The organism is Paenibacillus humicola, assembly GCF_028826105.1.
Lineage (GTDB): Bacteria > Bacillota > Bacilli > Paenibacillales > Paenibacillaceae > Paenibacillus_Z > Paenibacillus_Z humicola.
The window spans coordinates 5,122,252-5,145,851 of sequence record NZ_JAQGPL010000001.1; the positions used below are offsets into that span (position 1 = coordinate 5,122,252).

Annotated in this window: 19 protein-coding genes and 1 pseudogene; 6 read left to right on the forward strand and 14 right to left on the reverse strand. The window is 59.9% G+C overall.

The window, feature by feature from the left end; all coding sequences use genetic code 11:
• Positions 1–61: 61 nt before the first annotated feature.
• Complete coding sequence (locus PD282_RS23500) at positions 62–646, reverse strand: dihydrofolate reductase family protein (protein WP_274653717.1); 585 nt, start codon at positions 644–646, stop codon at positions 62–64.
• A 263-nt stretch (positions 647–909) separates the two neighbouring features.
• Between PD282_RS23500 and PD282_RS23505 the strand changes: the two genes are divergently transcribed.
• The gene (locus PD282_RS23505; RefSeq protein ID WP_274653719.1) at positions 910–1,497 is read left to right on the forward strand and encodes a helix-turn-helix domain-containing protein; all 588 of its coding nucleotides are present in this window, start codon (positions 910–912) and stop codon (positions 1,495–1,497) included.
• Positions 1,498–1,570: 73 nt separating this feature from the next.
• On the opposite strand, the gene PD282_RS23510 is transcribed toward PD282_RS23505, so the two are convergent.
• Both PD282_RS23510 and PD282_RS23515 read right to left on the reverse strand, forming a co-directional pair.
• Positions 1,571–1,954 (reverse strand): VOC family protein, encoded by a 384-nt coding sequence (locus tag PD282_RS23510; protein WP_274653721.1) that lies wholly within the window; start codon positions 1,952–1,954, stop codon positions 1,571–1,573.
• Positions 1,955–1,991: 37 nt separating this feature from the next.
• Positions 1,992–2,396, reverse strand: a complete 405-nt coding sequence (locus tag PD282_RS23515) for a DUF6223 family protein (RefSeq protein WP_274653723.1) — start codon at positions 2,394–2,396, stop codon at positions 1,992–1,994.
• 270 nt (positions 2,397–2,666) lie between these two features.
• On the opposite strand from PD282_RS23515, the gene PD282_RS23520 reads away from it, so the two are divergent.
• Together PD282_RS23520 and PD282_RS23525 are read left to right on the forward strand one after the other, a co-directional pair.
• Positions 2,667–3,350 carry a response regulator transcription factor gene (locus PD282_RS23520; protein WP_274655444.1) on the forward strand — a complete coding sequence of 228 codons (684 nt, stop codon included), beginning with the start codon at positions 2,667–2,669 and terminating at the stop codon, positions 3,348–3,350.
• Positions 3,347–4,471, forward strand: coding sequence for a sensor histidine kinase (locus PD282_RS23525; RefSeq protein WP_274653725.1), 1,125 nt, complete (start codon positions 3,347–3,349; stop codon positions 4,469–4,471). The genes PD282_RS23520 and PD282_RS23525 overlap by 4 nt, the downstream gene beginning before the upstream one ends.
• 124 nt (positions 4,472–4,595) lie before the next feature.
• On the opposite strand, the gene PD282_RS23530 is transcribed toward PD282_RS23525, so the two are convergent.
• From PD282_RS23530 to PD282_RS23545, 4 genes are all read right to left on the reverse strand, one after another.
• On the reverse strand, positions 4,596–7,370 hold the full coding sequence (locus tag PD282_RS23530) for an adenosylcobalamin-dependent ribonucleoside-diphosphate reductase (RefSeq protein WP_274653727.1): 2,775 nt from the start codon (positions 7,368–7,370) through the stop codon (positions 4,596–4,598).
• Positions 7,371–7,793: 423 nt separating this feature from the next.
• Entirely contained in the window at positions 7,794–8,804 is a 1,011-nt protein-coding gene (locus tag PD282_RS23535; RefSeq protein ID WP_274653729.1) for an MsnO8 family LLM class oxidoreductase, read from the reverse strand.
• 46 nt (positions 8,805–8,850) lie between these two features.
• A complete protein-coding gene (locus PD282_RS23540) occupies positions 8,851–10,149 on the reverse strand; it encodes an MFS transporter (protein WP_274653731.1) in 1,299 nt (432 codons plus the stop codon).
• Positions 10,150–10,246: 97 nt separating this feature from the next.
• Complete coding sequence (locus tag PD282_RS23545) at positions 10,247–13,651, reverse strand: DEAD/DEAH box helicase (protein ID WP_274653733.1); 3,405 nt, start codon at positions 13,649–13,651, stop codon at positions 10,247–10,249.
• Between the two features lie 112 nt (positions 13,652–13,763).
• Between PD282_RS23545 and PD282_RS23550 the strand changes: the two genes are divergently transcribed.
• On the forward strand, positions 13,764–14,639 hold the full coding sequence (locus PD282_RS23550; protein ID WP_274653735.1) for an SDR family oxidoreductase: 876 nt from the start codon (positions 13,764–13,766) through the stop codon (positions 14,637–14,639).
• A gap of 33 nt (positions 14,640–14,672) precedes the next feature.
• Here the strand turns inward: PD282_RS23550 and PD282_RS23555 are convergent, their stop codons facing one another.
• From PD282_RS23555 to PD282_RS23580, 7 genes and pseudogenes are all read right to left on the reverse strand, one after another.
• Positions 14,673–16,508 carry an RCC1 domain-containing protein gene (locus PD282_RS23555; protein ID WP_274653737.1) on the reverse strand — a complete coding sequence of 612 codons (1,836 nt, stop codon included), beginning with the start codon at positions 16,506–16,508 and terminating at the stop codon, positions 14,673–14,675.
• A gap of 169 nt (positions 16,509–16,677) precedes the next feature.
• A pseudogene (locus tag PD282_RS27490) lies at positions 16,678–16,797 on the reverse strand (hypothetical protein); the annotation flags it as partial.
• Between the two features lie 92 nt (positions 16,798–16,889).
• Positions 16,890–17,681 carry an RCC1 domain-containing protein gene (locus PD282_RS23560; protein WP_274653739.1) on the reverse strand — a complete coding sequence of 264 codons (792 nt, stop codon included), beginning with the start codon at positions 17,679–17,681 and terminating at the stop codon, positions 16,890–16,892.
• Between the two features lie 24 nt (positions 17,682–17,705).
• On the reverse strand, positions 17,706–19,094 hold the full coding sequence (locus PD282_RS23565; RefSeq protein ID WP_274653741.1) for an RCC1-like domain-containing protein: 1,389 nt from the start codon (positions 19,092–19,094) through the stop codon (positions 17,706–17,708).
• 287 nt (positions 19,095–19,381) lie between these two features.
• Positions 19,382–20,101, reverse strand: a complete 720-nt coding sequence (locus PD282_RS23570; protein ID WP_274653742.1) for a glycosyltransferase family 2 protein — start codon at positions 20,099–20,101, stop codon at positions 19,382–19,384.
• Between the two features lie 19 nt (positions 20,102–20,120).
• Positions 20,121–20,849, reverse strand: coding sequence for a glycosyltransferase family 2 protein (locus tag PD282_RS23575; protein WP_274653744.1), 729 nt, complete (start codon positions 20,847–20,849; stop codon positions 20,121–20,123).
• A 31-nt stretch (positions 20,850–20,880) separates the two neighbouring features.
• The gene (locus tag PD282_RS23580; protein WP_274653746.1) at positions 20,881–21,582 is read right to left on the reverse strand and encodes a PIG-L deacetylase family protein; all 702 of its coding nucleotides are present in this window, start codon (positions 21,580–21,582) and stop codon (positions 20,881–20,883) included.
• A gap of 167 nt (positions 21,583–21,749) precedes the next feature.
• Between PD282_RS23580 and PD282_RS23585 the strand changes: the two genes are divergently transcribed.
• Positions 21,750–22,826: an ATP-grasp domain-containing protein gene (locus tag PD282_RS23585; protein ID WP_274653748.1), complete on the forward strand. Its 1,077-nt coding sequence runs from the start codon at positions 21,750–21,752 to the stop codon at positions 22,824–22,826.
• On the forward strand, positions 22,798–23,529 hold the full coding sequence (locus PD282_RS23590) for a PHP domain-containing protein (RefSeq protein ID WP_274653750.1): 732 nt from the start codon (positions 22,798–22,800) through the stop codon (positions 23,527–23,529). The genes PD282_RS23585 and PD282_RS23590 overlap by 29 nt, the downstream gene beginning before the upstream one ends.
• The last annotated feature ends 71 nt before the right edge of the window (positions 23,530–23,600 follow it).

Below are 23,600 nucleotides of genomic sequence, written 5' to 3' on the forward strand. Positions count from 1 at the left end.
TATGGTTTCGGATGATGACAGCAGCGGCGGAAATTTAGAATCGGAATACCGCTCAGTATGCCTAACCCGGCTGATAGGTCGCGATGATGACGCCGGTATCCGTCGTTACCGATTCGACAAGCTTGAGACGCGAACTCGGGCTGCCGTCCGGAAACAGGCGGCGCCCTCTGCCGAGCACCAGCGGGTGAATCTGCAGAACGTACTCGTCGACCTGGTTCCGCCGCATCGGCGACTGGACCAGCACGCCGCTGCCGAAGACCACCAGGTTTTTATTATGCACTCTCTTCAGCTCGGCGACTGCTTCGGCAGCATCTCCTTTCAGAAGCGTGGAGTTCATCCAGGGCAGCGGCTCCGTCAAGGTAGTCGAGGCGACGAACTTCTCCACATTGTTAAGTGCTTCGGTAAAGGGGGTCGGCTCCGGCTGGTTGGGCCAAACCTTGGCGAAGTCCTCGTAGGTGGTGCGCCCGACCAAAAGCGACCACGCGCTGCCCATTCGCGCGCCAAGCACCGGCATCATGACGGGATCGTTGCCGGCGATCCCCCATCCACCGTTTTCGAAGCCGTCACGGGTATCCTCGTCAGGCCTGGCCGGCCCTTGCATGACACCGTCAAGCGTCAGATGCTCGATCACTACGATCCTGCTCATTTTTTCTCCTCCTATTCGCGATGTCGTGAGATCGATTACCTTTCGGCATGTTCCCCCTCCAGAAAGGCTTGAAAGCGATGTGGAGTATTTTCGATTTTCGGAATACGCAGGTTCGGAAGGAGTGGCGATCAAAGTATGTCCAAACGGCATGCCCGGTCTTGTATTTCAGCACCTTAACGGGAATTCGGCCATTAAAAGTATCGTCACCGCCTCCGGACGCATCGTACATCTGCCGACTTTATTTCTCCATGGAGCTTGCGGTCATGCATTTCAACAGCGGGCCGTTCCTAACGGTGCAAGCCGTACTGAAACCGCATGCGCTCAAATCGCTGTTCGGTATGGACGCGTCCGTTCTGACCAATTCAAATCGATGGTATCCTGATTTCGCAGGAGAAGAGCTTAACGAGCAATTGATCGATGCAAAGAGCGGCGAAGAATGCGTGAAGCTGATGTCCGCTTTTTTATCTGCAAGGCTGCGGCATGCCCAAACCAGGGATGCTTTGGTTGAAGAAGGCCTGCGTTTCATCCAGGACAACATTTATGCAGTCACGGTAAAAGATTTGCTCGGACATTTAAATCTATCGGAACGGCAGCTTGAAAAAAGGTTTATGCAAACGGTCGGCGTTACGCCGCAATTTTATATTCGGGTGAAACGGTTTAACGAAGCGATAAGGTTAATGGATACCGGAAAATACGTGCGGTTAAGCGATGTTGCTTATGCGCTCAACTTTCACGATCAATCGCATTTTATTCGAGATATCAAACAATTTTCCGGCATTACTCCCAAGCGTATTTCTCAGAAGGTCAACCAATTTCACCACGATCAAATAGGAGCTTCGTGCTTCGCTTAGCTCTGTCCACGGCCGGGATGAGTGCTCGATCCTTCAAGTCGATTCTCCTTTATTAACACAAACACATCAACATTCATTTGCCTGCAGGCTCGAAAAGTTCGATCGGATTACCCGATGGGTCATCCAGCAAGATTTGCTTGCCGCCAAAACCGGTGACCATATCGTTTCGGAAGCGCAGGCCGGCTTTACGCAGGGTCTCGACCAAGCCGTCCAGGTCATCGACCTCGATTTGAATCCGATTCCAGCCGCCGGGTTCCGGTTTTCGCCCATCCGGCATGGCTTGAGCGGCTCCGCCTTGACCATTTTTGGCATTCACAAGAAGGCTGAAATCACCTCGCTGCAAAACGGCAAAACCGGGTGCTGGATGTGCTTTGACAATGAAGTCAAGATGCTGTGTGTAGAACGCGATTGTCGCATCTGCATCGTCGACAATGTAACGTACCCTGATAGGGGCCATTCTTTCTCCTCCTATACATACAATGATTTGGACCGGGTCAGCTGGTGCGGCTGGGGCGGGCCAGAGTGAACCCAGCGAGGACCATGCCGGCCAGCCCCACCACGATGGCAATGATGACTCCGGCTCGCCCGGCGCCAGAGCCGAAATCACCTGTAAATAGGATCAGATGCAGCAAAGCGTAGAGTATGACGATCAGTCCCGTCACCGCGGCCGCGATCGCCCCGCGCCGCCCGCTTCCGGTGCCGAAACGACCGGCGGAACGGGCCAGAGACAGCCCGCCGATGACCGCGCTGATCAGCCCCGCCACCGCGTCCAGCGAGGCCCAGAGCCGCCCGGGGGTTAATCCGTATCCGACATTACCGTTGGTCACTGCAGCAGACGCAATCGTCGGCACAAGTAGAAATGCACAAAGTACGATGAATGAAACCAGCTTTATTTTCATTTGTTAATTTCACCTCTTTGTTGATTTTGGCGCCCGAAGGGCAAGCGGCAGCCGAGCGATGAATGAAACCACGAGTTGCTCATCTTTGAATCCTCGCTTTCGTTGGCTTTTTCTCCCGTTTCACAGTCAGTTTAAACAATAAATGTCGAGAACTTATGCAGATCTTCTTCTTTTTGTGCGGATTCCTTCATGAGCATGTTAATTCACGTTATAATTTGCGGTAAGCGGTGTATCCTCGAACTGGGAGCAGACTGGAAAGAGGTGATTGGAATGGATCCGAAATTGTTGCTTGTGGAGGACGAACCGGAAATGCTTGAGGAGATGCACACCTACCTGCAGCGTGAAGGGTTTCGGGTATTGACCGCCTGTACCGGCAAGGAAGCGCTCGCGATTGCCCGGTCCGAACGGCCTGAGCTCGTCGTACTCGATTGGATGCTTCCCGAGAAAAGCGGCATCGATGTTTGCAGAGAATTAAGGCAAACCTCGCATTGCGGTATTATTATGGTCACGGCGCGATCGGATGAATCGGATAAAATCGTCGGTCTGGAAATCGGTGCGGACGATTATTTGACAAAACCGTTCAGCTTACGCGAGCTCTCTTCGCGCATCCGAGCTTTACTTCGCCGCTTGCATGGACCGGAAGACAGGTCGATGTTGGAAAGAGACAACTTGATTATTTCCGAGTCCAAATGTCAGGTATTCATGGACGGCAAGGAGATCCAGCTGACACCGACGGAATTCAAAATACTGTACACATTGGCTGCGCGTCCCGGAATGGTTTTCACCCGCCTGCATTTATTAAAAGTCGCACTCGAGGACGAGTATACGGGATACGAAAGAACGATGGATTCCCATATCCGGAATCTTCGCCGAAAGCTTGGGGACGATCCGGCCAATCCTCGTTATATTCAAACGGTATACGGTTTCGGGTACCGATTCGGCGAACGATCATGAAGCTGACGGCACGCCAAAAAATATTTGTTTGCATGGGACTGCTCGTTGTTATTATCGGCGGTGCTCATGCCGTAACCAAACAGGTTTACATGGAATCTTTATTCGATCAATTTCGTAAGGAAGAAATCAGTGCCTCTTATTTGAACGCACCGCCCGGGGAACAAATCGAGATGTTGAAAACGTATGTTTCAGGCAGGATGCAGAAATTCGGGCTTGAGAATTTAATCTTTTTCCTCGCAATCGGGCTGCTTTTCAGTTTATGGATTTCAGGAGTGCTGACGATCCCGCTTAGAAAGCTCGTTGCCGCTATCGAGCGCGTTAAGCAGGGGGATCTGAACGTGAACGTTCCTGTACAATCCAAGGACGAATACGGCAAAGTCATCCAGACATTCAACGAAATGACGCTTCGCCTCCGGGAAGCTGAGGACGCCCGCAGGCGGCTCGTAGCGGATGTCGCTCATGAGCTTCGAACTCCGCTTTCGATCATGCAGCTCAAATTAGAAAATGCCCAACAGTCCGATCAGTACGCCCCTCCGGACATGCTGCTCAGGCTCCATGACGAAGTGATCCGCTTGGGACTGCTTGTGGAAGATCTTCATGTCTTATCGTTGGCTGAGGCGGGTCGTTTGGCATTGGATTGCAAACCGCTCGACCTATCGGCAAGACTTGAACAAATCGTTGATGATGTGAAAATGGAGGCTGAGGAAAACGGACTGGAATTGCGTTTCGATTCGAACGCAAGGCCGGTAACGGTGATGGCCGACGCGAGACGGATCACGCAGGTGTTCATTAATTTATTGACGAATGCAATCCGCTACACGCCTGAGGGCGGTAAAATATCGGCGGTCATGAAAGACAAGGTCTTGGATCGGAATAAATTCTATACCTGTGTCTCGGTGACCGACACCGGTATCGGTATTCCGGCCGAAGAGCTGGTCCACCTGTTTGATCGCTTTTACCGCGTTGAAAAGGCCCGATCGCGATATACGGGCGGAACGGGGCTAGGATTATCGATAGCGCATCATTTTGTCAGAGCCCACGGCGGGTTTATCCGGGTCGAGAGTGAGCCTGATCAAGGTACGACTTTTACCGTTTATTTGCCTTCGGGTAATGACGGATAACCAATTTCCGGTTCATCAAGATAAACGATTAGGCGGTTTAACAACGGCTTCACCGTAAAATAAAACAGGCCAGGCATTTTTTATGCCTGGCCTGTTTGCATTTTTTAAGCATCAAAAATACGCTTCAGCTGCAGCGGCTGTAGCCGCAGCTGGCACATGTCCGGCAGCCCTCCGCGTTAAGCAGCGCCGCCGCGCCGCAGGACGGGCACAAGTCGAGCGGGAACGGGCCGCCTTCGTTTCCATGCGCGGGTTGTTCATGGGCGGCGCGGCCAAGCTCCGAACCGGCGACCCCATGCGGTTCAGCCGATTCGATCGCAGCTGCCTGCTCGCCGGTTTGCGCATGCATTTCCAGCGCCTTGGCGACCGCATCGGCGATCGACTCCACGCGGTTCGCGCCGAAGCCGATCGCGCCGGTGCCGCCGATCCCTTTCAAATGCTTGATGAGCAGCTTCACTTTGTTCCCGTGGTCGCCGTAGCGCAGGAACAGCGAGCATACGCGGCCGAGCGCCTCCGACATGGCGAACACGTCCGAGCCGGCTTTGCCGACGTTCAGGAAAATCTCGCCCGGCGAGCCGTTCAGGTCGTTGATTGTAATGTACGCCATGCCGAACGGCGTGTTGATTTTGTACGTCGCGCCGCGCAGCACCTGCGGGCGGTTCCGGTACGCCTTGTCGACGACGTCGGGCTCGGGTGCAGGAACTGCGGCAGCCGGAGCGGCTGCCGGCCATTCGGCGGCTGCGAAGCTGCCGTACTCGCCCCCGGCCGGAGCGACTGCCGGCCATTCGGCGGCTGAGGAGCTGCCGCTTGCGTTCCCCGCCGGCCCGGCATTGGTGCCGGCCTGCCCGGCGCTAAGCGTCTCGGTACTGGTGCGGGCTTCGCCTTCGCTTGCACCGGAGCCGGCTCGTGCGGCTTCGGACGCCCCGGCTTCGGAGCCGGCCGGCCGCCCGGATTCGCCGGTTTTCTCCTCCTTCGCCGTCGACAGCACCTGCACGTCGCGGCTGCCGTCGCGGTAAATGGTGACGCCCTTGCATCCGAGCTCGAACGCCAGCTCGTACAGCCGCTTCGTCTCCTCAACCGTAAAATCGTTCGGGCAGTTGGCCGTTTTGGAAATCGAACTGTCGACCCAGCGCTGGATCGCGGCCTGCACGCGGATATGCTCCTCCGCCGTCAAGTCCATGGCCGTCACAAAATAGTCCGGCAGCTCTTCGCCGGGATGCGCTTCTTTCCAGTCCTGCGCAACCTGCACGTACTGCTTGTCGTAGCCGAGCCGGCTTTGGCGGAAATATTCAAAGGCGAAATACGGCTCGATCCCGGTCGACGTCCCGACCATCGTGCCGGTGCTGCCCGTCGGCGCCTGCGTGATGACCGTGACGTTGCGCATCCCCCGCTCCCGCACCGCCGCGGCGACCTCCGGATACGCCTCCGTCATCGCCCGCATGAAGCCGCTCTGCAGGAACGGCTCCGCCTCGAACGCCGGGAACGAGCCTTTCTCCGCGGCGATTTCGGCCGAAGCCAGATACGCTTCGCGCGCGACGAAGCCGTACAGCTTATCGAGAAACGCCAGCGATTCCGGGCTTCCGTAACGGATGCCAAGCCGGATCATCAGCTCCGCCAATCCCATCGAACCAAGGCCGATGCGCCGCTCCTTTTTCTGATTCCGCTCGTTTTCCTCAAAATGATACGGCGTCGCCTCGATGACGTTGTCGAGGAAGCGTACCGACCACCGCGTCACCTTGGCGAGCTCCTCCCAATCGACGTCGTGCCGCGCGGCATCGTAAAACTTGGACAGATTGATCGCCGACAGGTTACAAACACCCCATGCCGGAAGTCCTTGTTCGCCGCATGGATTAGTACTTATTATAGGATTAAAGTACCAACTGTTCGACACCTCGTTGTAATATTCCATAAAAACGACGCCCGGCTCGGCCGACTTCCAGGCCGATTCGATGATCGTGTGCCAGACGTCGCGGGCGCGTACGGTTTTGTAGGGAACGACTCTGCCGCCGCTTCGCCGCCATTTGTCAAGATCGCCGTCCCACCGTTCGTCGTACGCCTTATCCTTCGTATCGGGGAACACGAGCTCCCACTCGAGGTCTTCCTTCACCGCCCTCATAAACGCGTTGCTGACGCATACGGAGAGGTTGGCGTTTGTGACCTGGCCCATCGTCTGCTTGACGGTAATAAAGTCGAGCACGTCGGGGTGCCAGTCGTTCATCATGAGCATAAGCGCGCCCCGGCGGCTGCCTCCCTGCTCGATCAGTCCCGTCGTGTAGCTGAACAGCCCGCCCCACGACACCGCGCCGCTCGAAGAGCCGTTCACCCCGGCGACGACCGCCCGGCGGGGCCGCAGCGAGGAGAGGTTGATGCCGACGCCTCCTCCGCGCGCCATGATTTCCGTCATTTCCGTCAGCGTGCGCATAATACCGCCCCGGCTGTCGTGCGGCGACGGAATGACGTAGCAGTTAAACAGCGTCAGCTCGTCGCTCGCGCCCGCTCCGGCGGCAATCCGCCCGCCCGGGACGAGCTTCCAGTCGTCCAGCGCGAAGCGGAACCGCTCCCGCCACAGCCGGCGCGCTTCTTCCGTCCGCTCGACGGAAGCGATCGAGTCCGCCAGCCGGTCCCACATTTCCTCCGGCGTTCCTTCGATCGTCAGCGTCAGCTTTTCCACCGGAGATTGCACCGTTTGGCCATTCCGCAGCCGGATCGTCGCTTCTCCGCCGTCGACCGCCGCGACCTCCCCGACCTCCTTCACCGGAAACTTCGGGTCGTCCTTCGTCATGACCAGCACGATATCACCCGGCTTCGCCTGCTTCGGATCCGGGTTTTTCCACGCGTAACGGTCCAAAAAGATTTTCTCGCTCAGCCCTTCAAGACGCTTCGTTCCATTGCCGGATGCCATCCCGTCACAACCTCCGTTCCCCTCAATTAACACAATATATAGTTATAAAAATTATTATAACACACAATATATTGATTTGAAACGAACCGCCTGCCGTTAACGGCGGTTTACGCCGGCTGCTGCGGAGCAAGCTTCCTCTTGCTCCCGCGCACGCGGTTTATCGGCCTCGGACGGCCGGTTTTCCTTTACGGAAGCCTGTGAACGATGCCGCGGACATTCATGCGTTATTAGTGTTGCATCATTTTGGAAAAGTAACCGCTGAATATGCAAAGCTTCCCAAAACCGGCGCACAAGCATAAAACGGCAGTCCGAGATGCGAAGAGACGCATTCCGGACTGCCGTTTGGACAGCCTGACCTTATGGAAATCGAGAAATTCGCCGGCGTGCTTTTCGGTCCGCGGATGCCAAGCCGCTTCGGCCGCGTCAGCCCCATAACGCTTCGGCCAGCAGCTTGTACGACCGGAGCCGTTTGCGGTAATCGCCGGTCATCGTCACGACGATGAATTCGTCCGTGCCGTACCGCCGCGACAGCTCCCTTAGCTGCGCCGCCACGTCCTCCGGCCTGCCGGCAAGCAGCCTCCGGCCCTCGGCAGGCCCCCCGGCGGGCGAGTCGCCCGGAAGCGGCGTGGAGTCCGCCGCCGAGTCTCCGGCTCCCTCCGGGCGGAACAGGGCGCCGGCGGACGCGGCCAGCTGCCGCGCCTCCGCTTCCGTCTCGGCGCATACCGCGCCGACCGCGATCATGACGCGGGGCGACGGGCACAGCCGCGACGGGACAAACCCGCCGCGGTAGGCGGCCAGCGCTTCCTCCGCTCCCGCGTCGCTCATGAACTGGCCGAACACGTAGCCGGTTCCGAACTGCGCGGCGTAGCCGGCGCTGCGCGCATTCGTGCCGAGCAGCCACAGCTCGGGCGGCTCGGCGGGAACCGGCCTGGCCGTGACGGGCACGCCCTCGTATTCGTAGCGTCCGCCGACGAGCTCGGTCAAGCTGCGCAGCAGCTCCGGCATCTCCCGGACATGCTCCAGAAAGTTGCCGCTCATCGCCATGCTGACGTGCGCCGTGCCGCCGGGCGCGCGGCCGATGCCAAGGTCGATCCGGCCCGGATACAGGCTCGCGAGCATATGAAACGATTCCGCCACCTTCAGCGGCCTGTAGTGCGGCAGCAGCAGCGCTCCGGACCCGAGCCGGATCCGCCGCGTCCTCGCTCCGACATGCGCGAGCAGCACCTCCGGCGCCGTGCAGGCCAATCCCGGCATATCGTGATGCTCGGCCGCCCAATAGCGGCCGTAGCCGAGTGCTTCGGCTGCCTGGGCGAGCCGCGCGGCCTGCTCCAGTGCCGCGGAAGTGTCCGCCCCGTTCAAGACGGGAACGAGGTCCAGCACGCCGAGCTTCAATGGTTGTCCGTTTGCGATGGCGAATCCCTTCCTTTGCGTCACATAGTTAAACGGCAGTGCCCGGCACCGGACTTATTGAATAAGGCGTTCAGCTTTCCGCCTCCGTCCGCACCGGCTCTTCGGAAAAGTCGCGCATAAACAGCGAAATCGCCACCGATACGGCGAGCAGCAGCACGGGCACGGCGCTGATCAGCACGCGGAACGCCGTCTCCGCATGAGGGCCCGGATTTTCGCCGCTGACATAGCCGAATAGGATGCCGACAATCCAGAAGGCCAGCGCGGAGATCAGCCCGCTCGAGCGGGTGATAAAACCGCTCACCGCCGTATAGATGCCTTCGCGCCGCCGGCCGGTCTTCTCCGCGTCGAGATCGATGATCCGGCTGCTCAGCACGTTCGGAGTGACGAGAAATCCGGTAAGGCCGAAGCCGATGGCGATGCCCGCCGCAATTCCCTCAGCCAGGTTACCCGCGAACCAAAGCGGAACGGCGGACAAGCCGTAAAGGATAAGCGACAGGCGCCAGCTGCGGAATCCGCCGAGCCTGCGCACGATGATATACCAGACGGACACGAGCGGAATGACGGAAACGAAAATGGACGCCATCAGCAGCGAGACCTGGGATTCGGGAATGTGCAGCGCATATTTGGCGTAGAACGGGATGATCGAAGCAAGCAGACCGTTGACCGTCTGCGCGAACGAATTGGCGATGTTGAACAGCCAGAACGGCTTGTTCGTCAGCGTGGCGCGAAACGCCTCAAGCAGCGGAAGCGGCTGCTCCCGCCGCGACTCTTTGTCTTCCTCGACCAGCCGAACGCACAGGAGCATCGCGGCGGCGAACACCAGCGAATACAGGACGGCCATCGGTCCGAAGCCGATCGCACCGAACAAAATCGGCGTCAGCGCGGTGGCGATCAGCAGCGCCGCAATCTGATACGCCTGCTGCACGGCGGACGCTTTCGCCCGCATCCGGTTGCCGCGAAACAGCTCCGGGAAAAGCGCGCCGTAATTGACCCAGAGAATCGTCGCGACGCCCTCGAACAGGATCAGCGCGGCGAGAAACCACCAGAACAGCCCGGTCCCCCGCAAGCCAGGCGGCACGGCGAAAATCATGATGAAGGTCAGCATCATGAAGGGCACGGCGGCTATGATCCACGGCTTGCGCCTGCCGTAGCGTGTATCGGTGCGGTCGGACCAGTAGCCGGCGAGCGGATTGTTAACGGCGTCCCAAATCATGTAAATCGTGCGGGCGAGCGTGGCCAGCCCGATGCCGAGACCGAGCTTATCCACGTAATAATAGCTGTAAAAGGAGCTGAACGCTTGGCTCGGCACCATCATGGCAAACATGCCGAGCGCATACGCAGCCGGGGTATTGCGCCATTTGTTCCGCATGCTGTTGCCTCCTACGCCGATGTCGGTTGGAATACGTTCTATTTCTATTTATTCTCGTTACCCCGGCCTATGCATGAATACGAATGAAAACGGAGGCTTACCCCTTTTCTCCCGTCTGCTCCAGCTGCAAAATGTCCCGGATCTCGCGCTCGCCGAGCGCGGACAGCTCGTCTCCGCCCCCCGGCGCGACCATCTCGTCGATCAGGCTCCGCTTCCGCTGCTGCAGCTTGTACATGCTGTCCTCCACCGTGCCCTGCGCCACGAGCCGGATTACCTGAACGACGCTGCGCTGCCCGATCCGGTGCGCGCGGTCCGCCGCCTGCTGCTCGACGGCGGGATTCCACCACAGGTCGTATAAAATGACGGTGTCCGCACCGGTCAGGTTCAGTCCGGTTCCGCCGGCCTTGAGCGAGAGAAGGAACAGCTCGCGCTCGCCCGCGTTGAACCGGTCGCACAGCCGGATCCGCTCGTCCGCTGGCGTCTCGCCGTCGAGATAGAAGAAGGGGACGCCCCGCACGCCGAGCTCCCTTCCGATCAGCCGCAGCATGGAGGTGAACTGCGAGAAAACGAGCAGCCGCTTGCCCGCGCTCCGGCATTCCTCCACGATCTCCAGCAGCTGCTCGAATTTGGCGGAGCCGCCTTTGTATCCCTCCACAAACAGAGCGGGATGGCAGCAAAGCTGGCGGAGCCGGGTCAGTCCGGCCAAAATTTTGATCCGGTACTTCTGAAAGCCGTCCTCGCTCAAATGCTTCAGCGTCTCATGCTGCAGCTGCGCCAGGTAGGCCGCGTACAGCTTCTTCTGCTCCGGCAGCAGCTTCGAGGACTGCACCGTCTCGATCTTCTCCGGCAGCTCCGACAGCACGTCGGACTTGAGACGGCGCAGCAGAAACGGGCGCGCCCGCTTCGCCGCCGCTTCCCGGGACAGGTCGAGAAACGACTGCCTGTCCTGGAACAGCTCCGGAAACACCGCATCGAAAATCGACCACAGCTCCTCGGAGCGGTTCTCGACGGGCGTTCCGGTCAGCGCAAAGCGGTGCGCGGCGGACACGGCCTTGACCGCCTGCGCCGTTTGGGTGGCGTAATTTTTGAACGCCTGCGCTTCATCCAGAATGAGCGTGTGAAACCGATGCTCCGCATACCGCTCCACATCTCTGCGCAGCAGCGGATACGACGTGATGACGACATCCGCCTCCGCCATCGCCCGCCGCAGCTCCCGGCCGCGCTCCGCTCTGCCGCCGTCCGCGACGACGGCCCGCACCTCGGGCGCGAATTTGCCGAGCTCGCCGAGCCAGTTGTACATCAGGGAAGCGGGCGTGACGATAAGCGCCGGCTGCTTCCGCGCACGGATCTCGGGCAGCATGGAGACGAGGAAGGCGATGCTTTGCACCGTTTTGCCGAGGCCCATATCGTCCGCCAGGATGCCGCCGAAGCGGTAATGGGCGAGCGTGCGCAGCCACTGGTAGCCGAGCCGCTGGTAGTCCCGGAGCACGGGCTTCAGCCCGTCCGGAAGGGGAAAATCGAGGCTGTCCGGGCTGCGCATGTCGTCCAGCAGGCGGCGCAGCGATTTGCCGAGCCTGACGGCGCCGCCCTCCAGGTCCGAATGGATCAGGCGCAGGCCGCGGTGCGCCGGCAGGCGAAAGACGCCGGGGGCGTCCATGCCCGGAATGCCGCCGCGCAGCGTGCCCAGCTCGTTCAGGACGCGGGCGATCGCCTGCAGCTCGGCGGTCTCGAGCGGCATCAGCGCCCCGCTCGGCAGCCGGTGGAACCTGCGCTTCTCTTCAAGCGACCGCAGCACCTCCCGGATTTCCGACGGCGGAATCGCCTCGAGATCGAATCGCACCTCCAGCCAGTCGGTCCGTTCGTCGACCTCCACCGTCACCTTCGGCGGCCGGCCGGCATGCAGCCTTGACTTTACCGCCGAGGTGGCATAGATATCGGCCAGCTTCTCCAGCTCCGGCACGATCCGGTACAGAAATTCGTATTCCGCTTCTTCGCCGGCCAGAATATAGCCGCCTTCGGTTTTGACCGCGTCCCCTTGGTCCATCAGCCCGAGGATTCGCTCCTCCCGTTCGCCGTCCCGCATCAAAATGCGTTCCTCGCCGCGCTGCCGGCCGCTCCCGTCCAGCGGGTTCAGGACGATGTCGCCGTACTGAAATTCCAGCCCGGCCAGCAGCCGGTCCCGGACCCGGTCCAAATAGACGCGCGCTTTGAGGGGCAGCCGGACGATCCTTTCGGACAGCGACGCCGCGATGCGAACGCTGCCGAGCTTCATCAGGCCCGGAACCGCCTTCTCCAGAAACAGCTCGGCGTCTTTCGCGGGGACCCGGATGTGCCGTATGCCGGCGCCTGCAAGCATCCGGTTCAGCTCCGCAAGCCGCCTGCACGCTTCCGCCCCCGGCTGCAGCAGCCGGTCTGCGAACAGGACGACGCCGTACGGCTCCATCACGGTCAGCGTCTCCAAGCCGTGCACCTCCAGCGTGCAGTCCCCCTGCCCGTCCGGCTCCGGCTCCGCTTCTCCGAATTCAAAGCGGACCGGCAGCGGCTCGTCCGATACGCGAATCCCTTCGGCCGTGCCATCCGGCGTTTCCAGCCTTGCCGACGGCACGGCCGCGAGCAGCGGGAGCAGCGGCTCCCAGGCGAAAGGGGGAACGAGCAGCAGCCTGCTGCCGGACGCCCGGGACGGCCGCGCGGCGTAACGGCCGGCAGCAGGCTCGCGAAACACTGACTCGTTCTGCGCGATGTCAACCAGCTGCCGGAGCACCGCATCGTCTTCTTTTCCGAAGCAAAACATCCCGGGCTCGTACCTAAAATGCCGGGAGACCGTGAAGGGCTCGCGCCGGCTGACCGCTTCGAGAAAATCGGCGATGTTGGACACCGGATAAAGGCGCTTCGTCCCGGCTTTCATTTCGACGCCGAACATCGTTTGGCCGCCGGAAGGCACCGTTCTTAGCGTAAATTCGGCCTTCAGCGGCTCGCGCGTATCGACGAACGCTCCCGCCCCGCTCGGGCGGAGCGGCCGATCGCCGAACAGGCCGATGAGGCCGCTGACGAGCTCGGCGTCGCGTGCCGCGCGGAGGCGTTCCGCCGCTGCCGCCCCGTCCGGCTGCGAAGCGCCGGTCGTCCGGGGCTCGCGGCGGTCCCGCTTGCCGGAGAAGTCTTCGTGCGTTTCAAGCGGCGGCAAGGCCGCGCGGATTGGTGGCCGGCTGCCGTTGTCCCGGTCATGAAGGTATATCAATACGGCGGCAATATGCCCGCAGTAGACGCCCGAACCGCAAAATGCCGGGCAGTCGCAGTCCGCATAGACGTCCCCGTCGCCGTCGATTTCGACCGTGACCCGGCTTATCGCCCGCCCCCGCCCTGCAACCGCCGCCTCGTAGACCGGCGCATCCGGATCGCTGCCGGTCAGCGTAACCTTGTCCGCCCGGACGCAAGCCTCGCCTTCCTCGAATGCCCGGCGCCCGCACAGCAGCTTGATCACCCGCTCCGTCAGCTTAACGCTCATGCCGTCCGACCTTCCTTTTCGCTATTTCTTATCCGTCTATGATAACAGAATCGGCAGGTAAGATGAACCCGCAAGTGGTACAATAGGAAAAAACCGGAAGAGGGGCTGACGAATGCAAACGGTGCTGATAGCCGGCGCTACCGGATATTTGGGACGGTATTTGGTCAAGGCGATGAAGGAACGCGGTTATCGGGTGCGGGCTTTGGCGAGAAACCCGGAATCGCTTGCCCAGCCGGGGCCGCACGGGTCCCCGTCCGTCCGGTCGTATACGGACGAAGTCTTCAAGGGCGAGGCGACGAAGCCTTCGACCCTTGAAGGGGCGTGCGACGGGGTGGATGCAGTCATCTCCGCGATCGGCATCACGCGTCAAAAAGACGGCGCGACTTATATGGATGTCGATTACGAGGGGAATCTGAATGTGCTGCGGGAAGCCGAAGCAAGCGAAAGAACGGACAGGTTCATGTACATTTCCGTGTTTAAAGGCGGCGAGATACCGGGCTCGCTGACCGCCGCGAAGGAACGATTCGTCCGCCGGTTGAAGCAGTCGGAGCTCGGTCATGTGGTCGTTCGGCCGACCGGCTATTTTTCCGATATGGAGGATTTTCTGCAAATGGCCCGCAAGGGGCGCGTCTACCTGTTCGGAACGGGAGACCGGAAAATGAATCCGATCCACGGCGCCGATCTGGCTGCATTTTGCGCCGAAGGATTGGCAGCCGGCAATGCGGAGCTCCCGGTGGGCGGTCCGCAAATGCTGACCCACCGGCAGATCGCAGGGCTTGCGTTCCGAGCGGCCGGCAAACCGGAACGGATCGCAGCCGTTCCGGCATGGCTGATAAGGCCGGTTATCCCGGTCATGAAGCGGCTGAGCCCGGGTAATGCCGGCGCGTTCGAATTCGTTTATCATGTCATGACCCGCGATATGGCGGCGCCTTGTTACGGCAGCCGGGACCTCGCGGCTTATTTCAAACAGGCCGCTTCGGCCGAATAACGGCCGTTCCGGACGGCTTGGTCCGCCGCCGATTCAATCGGCCGGTTGAACGGGGACTGCGACCGTGGCGTTCGTCCGATTGCCTGCCTTGTCCGTCGCCGTATACGTGATGGCGCAGACGCGACCGTTCCTGCTTCCGGGCCGTTCTGTCATCGGGCCGGGCCCCTTATCCGCTCGCTTCCCGCCATGAACGTCGTTCGGCATGCTGCACGTTATGGCGGTCAGCACGACCGAGTCGACCCCGGATCCGGCATCGGACGTCTTGATCGTCATTTTGGGAAACTGCATTTGGCTCTGCGGCCGAAAAACGGTCCTAGCCGGCTGAACGCTTAAGTCCGGCGCCGTTTGATCGACAAGGAAGCCGATCTGCCGGGGAGCTTCGGCGTTTCCCGCATGATCCGTGCTGCGGTATTCAAACGTATAGGCCCCGTCGCGATTAACCGTCACAGGTCCGGTATACGGGCCCCAGTTCCCGCCGTTGATGCGGTAGACCGTTGCGCTCACGCCGGATGCATCGTCCTTGGCGAAGAGGGTCACCGTGACGTCCTGCGTATACCAGCCGTTCCGGCCGCTAGGGCTGGCCGGGTCGAGTACCGCTGCAGTGACGGGCGGCGTCCGGTCGACGGACGGCGCGGGCAATTCCGCGACCGGCACGGGCGTCAAGCGCGTCGTCGTCGTGCCGTCGCCAAGCTGGCCGAGCCCGTTGGCGCCCCACGCCCATACCCGCCCGTCCGGTCCGACCGCCAAGCTGTGGCTTTCCCCTCCGGCCGCGGCCCGGATCGAGCCGATACCTTGTATCCGGACGGGAACGGTTCGGATCGCCGTGCCCCCATCCCCCAGCTGGCCAAAAATATTGATTCCCCAGGACCATGCCGATCCGTCGCTAGTTACCGCAAGGCTGTGATCGCTGCCTGCGGCGATGGAAACGACCGAACCCAGTCCCGATACTTGCACGGGAACGTACCGCGCCACAGTGCTTCCGTCCCCCAGCGCTCCCCACGCATTGCTGCCCCACGCCCATACCGTACCGTCCCGTTTGAGCGCCAGATTATGAAGCCCGCCGGCGGCAATGGATACCACCGAATCCAGACCGGTTACCCGGACCGGAGCGGGATGATCTACCGCCGTTCCGACGCCCAATTCTCCGAGCGTATTGTATCCCGCCGCCCAGACGGTCCCGTCGTTTTTCAGCGCCAGCATATAGCCGCTGCCCGCCGCGATATCAACGACCTGATCGAGACCCGGCAGCGGAGCGGGAACGGCCGTGATGCCAAGACCGAACGGCTGGGCGTCTCCCCATGCCCATACCGTCCCGTCGCTTCTCAGCGCAAGGCTTAATGCATCTGACGCCGCGACGGCAATGACGGAATCCAGATTTTGCACCTGTCCGGGAACCGGATGGATCTGGTCCACGAAGTTCCGGTCGCTGTGCGGACCGTTATAGTTCTTTTCCCAAGACCAGCCGCTTCCGTCGCCCAGCTGGCCGTAAGTATCCCGTCCCCAGGCCCAGACGGTTCCGTCGCTTTTCAGCGCCAGATTATGCGTCGTTCCCGCGGCGACGGCCGTTACGTCCTCAAGGCCAGGAACCGGGCCGGGAACGGTCCGGTATAATAAAGCGCTTCCATCTCCAAGCTCGCCGAAATCGTTCGCCCCCCATGCCTGCACCGTCCCGTCGTTCCGGAGCGCAAGACTGTGACTGCCGCTGCTGCTGACCGCGGCGGTACCGCCAGGACCGGCGGCTTGTCCGGGCGTTGTGCCGGCTAATAGACTTGCTTCTCCCGGCTGCCTGTCCGTCTGAGCGGCCGCCGAATGAACAATAAGAAAAGAAATGAACCAGACGGCACCGAATATTCGATAGATTCGATTCACGATTGGTATGCCTCCCCTGGATGAAACAGAATGACCGGATAACCGGTTCGCGTTGGGCATGCCAAAGCCTTGAAGGACAACCCCTCAAGGCTTTGACTTGCTTTGTGCAGCAGCGACGATGATTTCCCGTTCTGTCCTTGCCGCTATAAAGGCAGCCGGGTAATCCGGACGGGTGACAGCCCGTCGTCGTCTTCCCGTCGCCGAGCTGACCGTCGGAATTATCCCCCCATGCCCAGACGGTTCCGTCGCTTTCCGAGTCCTTTATCTTGTGCAGCCGCCGAATTGGCAAATAGAAAGATCATCAAGCTCACGATACTGAAAATCCGGTACAAACGATTCACGGATAAGTCCCTCCTCCATCAAAAAGAACCGATGGCTTCCTCACCGCGCCAAAGGCAAATGCGTAATCCGGACGGGCGTTAACCGGTCGGTGAACGTTCCATCGCCAAGCTGGCCTTCGGAATTGTTCCCCCATGCCCATAACGTGCCGTCGCTTTTTAAGGCGAGGCTTTGGGAATCGCCCGCAGCGATGGCAACGACCGAATCCAGACCCGAGACCTGAACGGGAACTGCGGAGCCGTTTGTGCTTCCATCCCCAAGCTGGCCGCTGAAATTATCGCCCCACGCCCATACGGTGCCGTCGCTTTTCAACGCGAGGTTATGAAAGCTTCCCGCAGAGACGGCGATGACGGAAGCCAGATGGGTTACCTGGACGGGAATGAGCGAGTTATGCTGCATTTCGAACGTTTTTCCGTCCCCAAGCTGGCCGTTAAAGTTATCTCCCCACGTCCAAACCGTCCCGTCGCGCTTTAAGGCCATGCTGTGGTTGTCGCCCGCGGCGATCGCGAGCGCCGAATCAAGACCGGACACCCGGACAGGGACGGAGCTGTTGACAGCGCTTCCGTTTCCGAGCGCCCCGCCGTTTTCACCCCACGCCCAGACGGTCCCGTCGCTTTTTAACGCCAAACTATGGCCATAGCCCGCCGCGATGGAAACCGACGATGTCAGGCGGGGCACCGGTTTCGCCGTCAAACGGTCCGTTGTCGTTCCGTCACCGAGCTGGCCCCAATTGTTCAGCCCCCACGACCACACCGTTCCGTCTTTTTTTAACGCCAGGCTATGCCCGTACCCCCCGGCAACGGCTGCCGCTGAATCGAGGCGGGGGACCTTCATCGGCGTGGACCGGTCCTCCGTGGTTCAGTCGCCAAGCTGGCCTTTACCATTATTGCCCCACGCCCATACCGAACCGTCCGGATCGACGGCCAAGGTAAAATCCCCTTGTCTTGCGGAAGCGAGCGCAACGGGCTGCATGAGCTTACTCAGCACCGGGATGGAATGATTGATCGGGCTGCCGTCGCCAAGCTGGCCATTGCCGTTATTGCCCCACGCCCACACCCGGCCGTCCTTGTCGGCCGCCAGGCTGAAATCCGTGCCGCCGGAAACGGAAACGGCCCCGCCGAGACGGGTTACTTGTACGGGGGTCGAATGCGCCGCCGTATCCCCGCTCCCCAGCTGGCCGGATCCATTATCGCCCCACGCCCATACGGTGCCGTCGCTTTTCACGGCCAGACTGAAATCGGCGCCCCCGGCAATGGCGACGACGGAATCCAGGCCCGCTACCTTCTTGGGGGTATTGCTGTCTTGGGTGCTTCCATCCCCAAGCTGGCCAAAATTGTTGCGTCCCCACGCCCATACCGTTCCGTCGCTTCGTAGAGCCAGACTGTGGTCATCGCCCGCCGCCACGGAAACGACCGAATCGAGATGGGCTGCCTGAACCGGATTGAGTTCGACGGCGGTTACCGTCCCGCTGCCGAGCTGGCCGTAACCGTTATCACCGAACGCCCATACCGTTCCGTCCCGTTTCAAGGCAATCGCGTGCGACATGCCTCCGGCGACGGCCGTCACCGAGTCGAGAACGGCCACCTGCTTGGCATTCGGGCCATAATTCCAGTCCCTGGACAGCGACTCTCCCCACGCCCAGACCGTTCCGTCTTTTTTTAACGCCAGGCTCACGGTCCCGCCCGTCGTGACGGCGGCTGCCGAATCGAGATTTTTCACTTGAACGGGAACGGAGCGGGAAGTATGGGTGCCGTCTCCCAGTTCTCCAAAATCGTTCCCTCCCCACGCCCACACCGTCCCGTCGCTTTTTACGGCCAGGCTTTGATACAAGCCCGCCGCGATACCGGTCACCGAATCGAGCGAAGGGATTTGAACCGGAACGGTGCGCGCCTGCGCGCTGTCATAGCCGTAGCCGAGATCGCCGTTCGAATTGTTTCCCCACGCCCACACCGTTCCGTCTTTTTTCAGGGCCAGACTGTGCTGCCAGCCGCCGCTTACCGCCTTGATATCGTTCAATTGGACGGCTTGTCCGGGCGTTAGATGAATCCCGTTTTTTTGGGGGACTCCCAATTGCCCATACTCGTTGGACCCCCAAGCCCATACGCCGCCGCCTATACCGGCCAAGCTGCCGCTCCCTGCCGCAATGACGGCCTTGCCGCCGGCTTGTTGAACGGACTGCGCAGCCGCAGGGCTGGCGAAAAGCAGAACAACCAGGCACAGTATGCCGAAAATAGATATTCTTCTCATTATTTCCCTCCTGTCGATTTCAGCTTGAAGAAGCCAAGCAGGAATGATTGCAGGGGCAGGTGTATGTATATTGGACGGTGAGGTTTCGTCTACGATGGACTTCTTCAAACCAACAGCCGCTTCCAATCTCCATTCGTCTCGTGACTTCAAACGCTATGGATTGCGATACGGCAATCTAGTCCTCCTTCGTCTATCAAGTATACCAAATTAACCCCTGCCAATATCGTTAAAATTTGAAAAAAAAGACAGCTCCGCGCCTGTCATCGGAACTGTCGGGACCGGGAGCTTCAGGTTACCGGCCGGTCCGCCCATATGCGGTATCGGGCCGTTTTGGCGACAAACCTGCTTCCCTTCAAGATCAACTCGTCTTTCGCCTTCCATGTATGACTCCGTTTGTTTTTCCTTCGAATGCCTACAAAATTGTAGGGCGACGTGGCAAACAGCCTCCAGCCCGCGGCCCGGCTCCTGCGCATAAAGTCGATATCTTCGCCGACCGTTTTCGGCGCGAAACGGATTCGCCTGTGCAGCCGCTTTCGGAACAGGAGCGTTCCTCCGGCCACGTATTTCACGAAGGTATTCCTTCGGCCGGGCGTTACGATGACCAGAAGGCGTCTCCCCTGAAAATATTTCAAATGCGCCGCTTTGCCGACGATGCCGGCGCCTGTACGATGCAGCGCCCGGACCTGCTCGATTAAATAATTGGGCGAATAGTAGTCGTCGTCGTCGAATTTGGCGATCATCGGGTAAACCGCTTTGCCGATCCCGTAATTTAAGCATTTGCCCAAGGAAAAGCTCTCCGGCACCTTGTAGACCGAAATATTGCGGTAAGAAGCGGCCTTCCGGCGGTATTCCTGCAGGTTCATGCTGTTTTTGTTCAGCACGACGATCAGCTCCTTCGTCCCGTAACGCTGCCTTCTGTAATTATCGATTAGCATCCGGAAAAACGACGGACGGTTCGTGCAGGTTATAACCGAGACGCCGGCGAATCGCCTTGCATGGACATTCATGATGCCCCTCCTTTCTTTTCTATGAACGCACGACGTACGGCTTGTAATTGGCGCCTCGCGCAATGATCCGGGTTTGAGGATGGGCCAGAAACGCTCTATCGCTGTTTTTCCAGGTGTGGCTGTCGTGCCGCTCCCGCCGCAGGGCGCAAAAGTTGTACCGGTCGCCGGCGTACAGCCTAAACCCTTTCCTCCTGCAGCCCCGGCAGAACAGCACATCCTCTCCCAATGAGCGGTTCGTAAACTTCACCCGCCTCCATACGTGCTTCTTGTAAACCAGCGTGCCCCCGGCAAGGATCGAAACGAACCGGTTCTGCGCTGAGAACCGCTGGATGAGCAGACGGCTTCCTTTCAAATAAATAAAATAGGCCCGTTTGCCGACGACGTCGGCCCCCGATCTGCCGAAGGACCGCATCATATCGTACAGATAACGGGGAGCGTAATACTCGTCGTCGTCCATTTTGGCAATATAGGCGTAACGGGCCAGCGCCGAAGCATAGTTCAGGCAGGCTCCCAACGTGCGGCCGGCGGGAAGCCGGTAAACACGGACATTGGGGTATCGGGCCGCCATTCGTCGATAACGGCTCAGCCGGGCCCTGTCGTTGTTCACGACAATGATGAGCTCTTTTTTGCGGTACGTCTGGCGCCCGTAATTGCTCAGCAGCATGTGCAGAAAGGCCGGCTTGTTCGTACAGGTCACCACGCTGATTCCCGGTGCCCGGGCCGGCGCCGCGCTGCGCCTTATCGCCATGTCCATGCATCCTCCCGTTCCATTTGAAAGTTTACCCGCGCATCCGGATGACTTGAAAGGCTTCCGCAAATTCCTCGTAAATTTGCTGGCCGCGGAATTTGGCTTTATGCAGGAGACTATCGGGATGCACCGGATGGCGTATCGTTCCAAGCTGCGTTTTATACGCCTCCAGCGCCGTCATTTTGCGCTTCATCTCTTCTTCCGTCAGCGAAATATAGAGATTCGGCTGAAAGGAAAGCTCGCCGTCGGTCTCGTAGATCAGAACGCTGCCGTTCCAGAAGTAGGGACGCGCCGCCGTTACGGCCGCTTGATGAATCGCTTCGTGGTCCTGGTGTTTCGTCAGGGACGGAATGTACAGGACCGTCGGACGAAACGCCTCGATTTGGCGTTCGATTTTTCCGACCAGCTCCGCACGCGGGATCCGGTCGAGCTTGCTGTCGTACAGCTGCCTGCCGGTCCGATCCGGGTAAAGAATGTGATAATCCGTCACGCCCAGCCGGCGCATCGCTTCCTGTAATTCCGTTATTCGCTTCGTTCCGCTATAGGTGCCATAGCCGCTCTCTTCCTTACGGTAGCGTTTGGAATCGCTGATGGTTAATGCGGCGACCACGACTCGAACCGGGCTGCCCTGGCTTACATATTTTTGAATGACACCGGCGCAGCCCAGCGTCTCGTCGTCCGCATGAGGAGCGAGGACCAGCGCACGCTGCCCGGAGCAGAGAAAAACGTCCATTAGATATGGCACCTTCTTTGCGGGTTGATCAAACCTAATTTATGTGGAAGCTGTAACAGATTCCTATGCTTCGCCCCAATTCATCCGAAAATTGGTCGCCTGTCCGGCGCTTAAAGCTTTCTCCGTTTATATAGTGGGAGAGAAGAAACAGAGAGATGGTGATCGATATGGCTAAACGGCCCGTTTGCGTTCTTCTGACAGGAGCCGGCTCACCCGCCGCTTCCGGCGTCGTCCGCTCGCTCCGGTCCAGTCCGGATCTGGAATGCGTTCTGATCGGCATGGACTGCAATCCGGACGCCGCCGGATTTCATCTGACCGACCGGCATACCGCCGGCCCCTTAGCGTCGGAAGCGTCGTTCATTCCGTTTGTACGGGATCTGTGCGCCAGAGAAAAAGTGGATGTGATCTTTTCGCTCGTTACGGATGAGCTCGTCAAGCTTGCGGAGGCGAAAGAGGAGCTGCTGCGGGGCGGAACGCGGATGCTGATCTCTTCGGCGGATTCGCTGCGGGGCGTCATTCACAAAGGGCAACTGTACCAAACGCTTCAAAGCTGCGGAATGGCCGTGCCCGATTTCCGGCTCGCGAATACACCGGAAGCGCTGATCCAGGCCATGTACGAGCTCGGCTATCCCGCTCTTCCGGTATGCTTCAAGCCGGTCGTATCCGACGGCAGCCGCGGGTTTCATATCGTCGACCGCGGCGCCGACCGGTTTCAGGCGCTTTTCCGGGAAAAGCCGAGCTCGGCGCATATCAGCGAGGAAGAATTGAAGCGGATTTTGCACGGTCATCCCGCCATTCCAGAAACGCTCGTCATGGAATATTTGCCCTACGAGGAGTACAGCGTGGACCTTCTCGTCGCGGACGGTAAAGCCGTCGCGGCCGTTCCGAGGCTCCGGGAGAGCACTGCGGGAGGCATTACGACCAAGGGACTGATCGTCAAGGAGCAGGATGTGATCGATTATGCCGTCGCGGCCGCGGAGCGCCTGCAATTGAACGGAAACATCGGCGTGCAGGTGCGGCGCGACCGGCATCGCCGGCCGAAAATCGTCGAGATCAATCCGCGAATTCAAGGCACCATCGTTCACTGCACGGCGGCCGGGGTCAATCTTCCGGCGCTTGCCGCCAAACTGGCGCTCGGCATCGCCCCGCGGCCGGATGAGCTCGACGTCAAATGGGGAACCCGGATGACGCGCTATTGGCAGGAGGTGTTCTACGATGTTCATGGATCTTCATATGCACTCTAGTTACTCGGACGGCAGGAATACGCCGGAAGAGATGATCGAAGCCGCCGCCGGCATCGGCTACGAAGCGGTCGCGATCACCGATCACGTCTGGCGAACGAGCGACTGGGTACCGGCCTACGCCGCGCATCTGGAAGCGTTAAAGGAGCGCTGCCGGCCGCGGATCCGGCTTTATTCGGGAATCGAAGCGAAGGTCACCTCGCTGGACGGCGATATCGACGCCGATCCGTCCTTTGACGCGCTGGTGGATCTCATTCTCGGCTCCATCCACCGCATTCCGAAGACGGGCGGATATTGGTCGAAATCCGACCGGGAGAAGGCGAAGAAAAGCGAGATTATCGGGGACTGGCTCCAGGCGTTCTACGGGCTGCTCCAAAATCCGCGCGTCGATATTATCGCCCATCCGCTGTCGGAGCTGAATGGATTCGGAGTCCGGGAAACGGATCTGCCGATGGCGGAAATAACCGACCGGATCGCGGCCTCGGGCAAAATTCTCGAGCTGAACGTCCGCTACAACACCCCGGACCAGCAGGTCATCCGGATTTCCGCGGATAAAGGCGCCGTTTTCCTCATCTCCTCCGACAGCCACGCCGTACCGGATTTGATCGCAAACAGCAGGCTCGTCCGGGAGTACATGGACAAGGAGCATTTCCGCATCGTCGATATCGACCGGTATTTAAGCTTCCGGACCTCCTCGTCCCCCTGACCGCCCGGCCCGGTCCGCGGCGGCTGGGATGCTTCTTCGCGAACAAGCGCCATGCTTCGCAAAGCATGGCG

Bases quoted from the DNA above. Each gene is read 5' to 3' on its own strand.
- PD282_RS23500 (WP_274653717.1), bottom strand. From the start codon at position 646: ATGAGCAGGATCGTAGTGATCGAGCATCTGACGCTTGACGGTGTCATG.
- PD282_RS23505 (WP_274653719.1), top strand. From the start codon at position 910: ATGCATTTCAACAGCGGGCCGTTCCTAACGGTGCAAGCCGTACTGAAA.
- PD282_RS23510 (WP_274653721.1), bottom strand. From the start codon at position 1,954: ATGGCCCCTATCAGGGTACGTTACATTGTCGACGATGCAGATGCGACA.
- PD282_RS23515 (WP_274653723.1), bottom strand. From the start codon at position 2,396: ATGAAAATAAAGCTGGTTTCATTCATCGTACTTTGTGCATTTCTACTT.
- PD282_RS23520 (WP_274655444.1), top strand. From the start codon at position 2,667: ATGGATCCGAAATTGTTGCTTGTGGAGGACGAACCGGAAATGCTTGAG.
- PD282_RS23525 (WP_274653725.1), top strand. From the start codon at position 3,347: ATGAAGCTGACGGCACGCCAAAAAATATTTGTTTGCATGGGACTGCTC.
- PD282_RS23530 (WP_274653727.1), bottom strand. From the start codon at position 7,370: ATGGCATCCGGCAATGGAACGAAGCGTCTTGAAGGGCTGAGCGAGAAA.
- PD282_RS23540 (WP_274653731.1), bottom strand. From the start codon at position 10,149: ATGCGGAACAAATGGCGCAATACCCCGGCTGCGTATGCGCTCGGCATG.
- PD282_RS23545 (WP_274653733.1), bottom strand. From the start codon at position 13,651: ATGAGCGTTAAGCTGACGGAGCGGGTGATCAAGCTGCTGTGCGGGCGC.
- PD282_RS23550 (WP_274653735.1), top strand. From the start codon at position 13,764: ATGCAAACGGTGCTGATAGCCGGCGCTACCGGATATTTGGGACGGTAT.
- PD282_RS23560 (WP_274653739.1), bottom strand. From the start codon at position 17,681: ATGAAGGTCCCCCGCCTCGATTCAGCGGCAGCCGTTGCCGGGGGGTAC.
- PD282_RS23565 (WP_274653741.1), bottom strand. From the start codon at position 19,094: ATGAGAAGAATATCTATTTTCGGCATACTGTGCCTGGTTGTTCTGCTT.
- PD282_RS23570 (WP_274653742.1), bottom strand. From the start codon at position 20,101: ATGAATGTCCATGCAAGGCGATTCGCCGGCGTCTCGGTTATAACCTGC.
- PD282_RS23575 (WP_274653744.1), bottom strand. From the start codon at position 20,849: ATGGCGATAAGGCGCAGCGCGGCGCCGGCCCGGGCACCGGGAATCAGC.
- PD282_RS23580 (WP_274653746.1), bottom strand. From the start codon at position 21,582: ATGGACGTTTTTCTCTGCTCCGGGCAGCGTGCGCTGGTCCTCGCTCCT.
- PD282_RS23585 (WP_274653748.1), top strand. From the start codon at position 21,750: ATGGCTAAACGGCCCGTTTGCGTTCTTCTGACAGGAGCCGGCTCACCC.
- PD282_RS23590 (WP_274653750.1), top strand. From the start codon at position 22,798: ATGTTCATGGATCTTCATATGCACTCTAGTTACTCGGACGGCAGGAAT.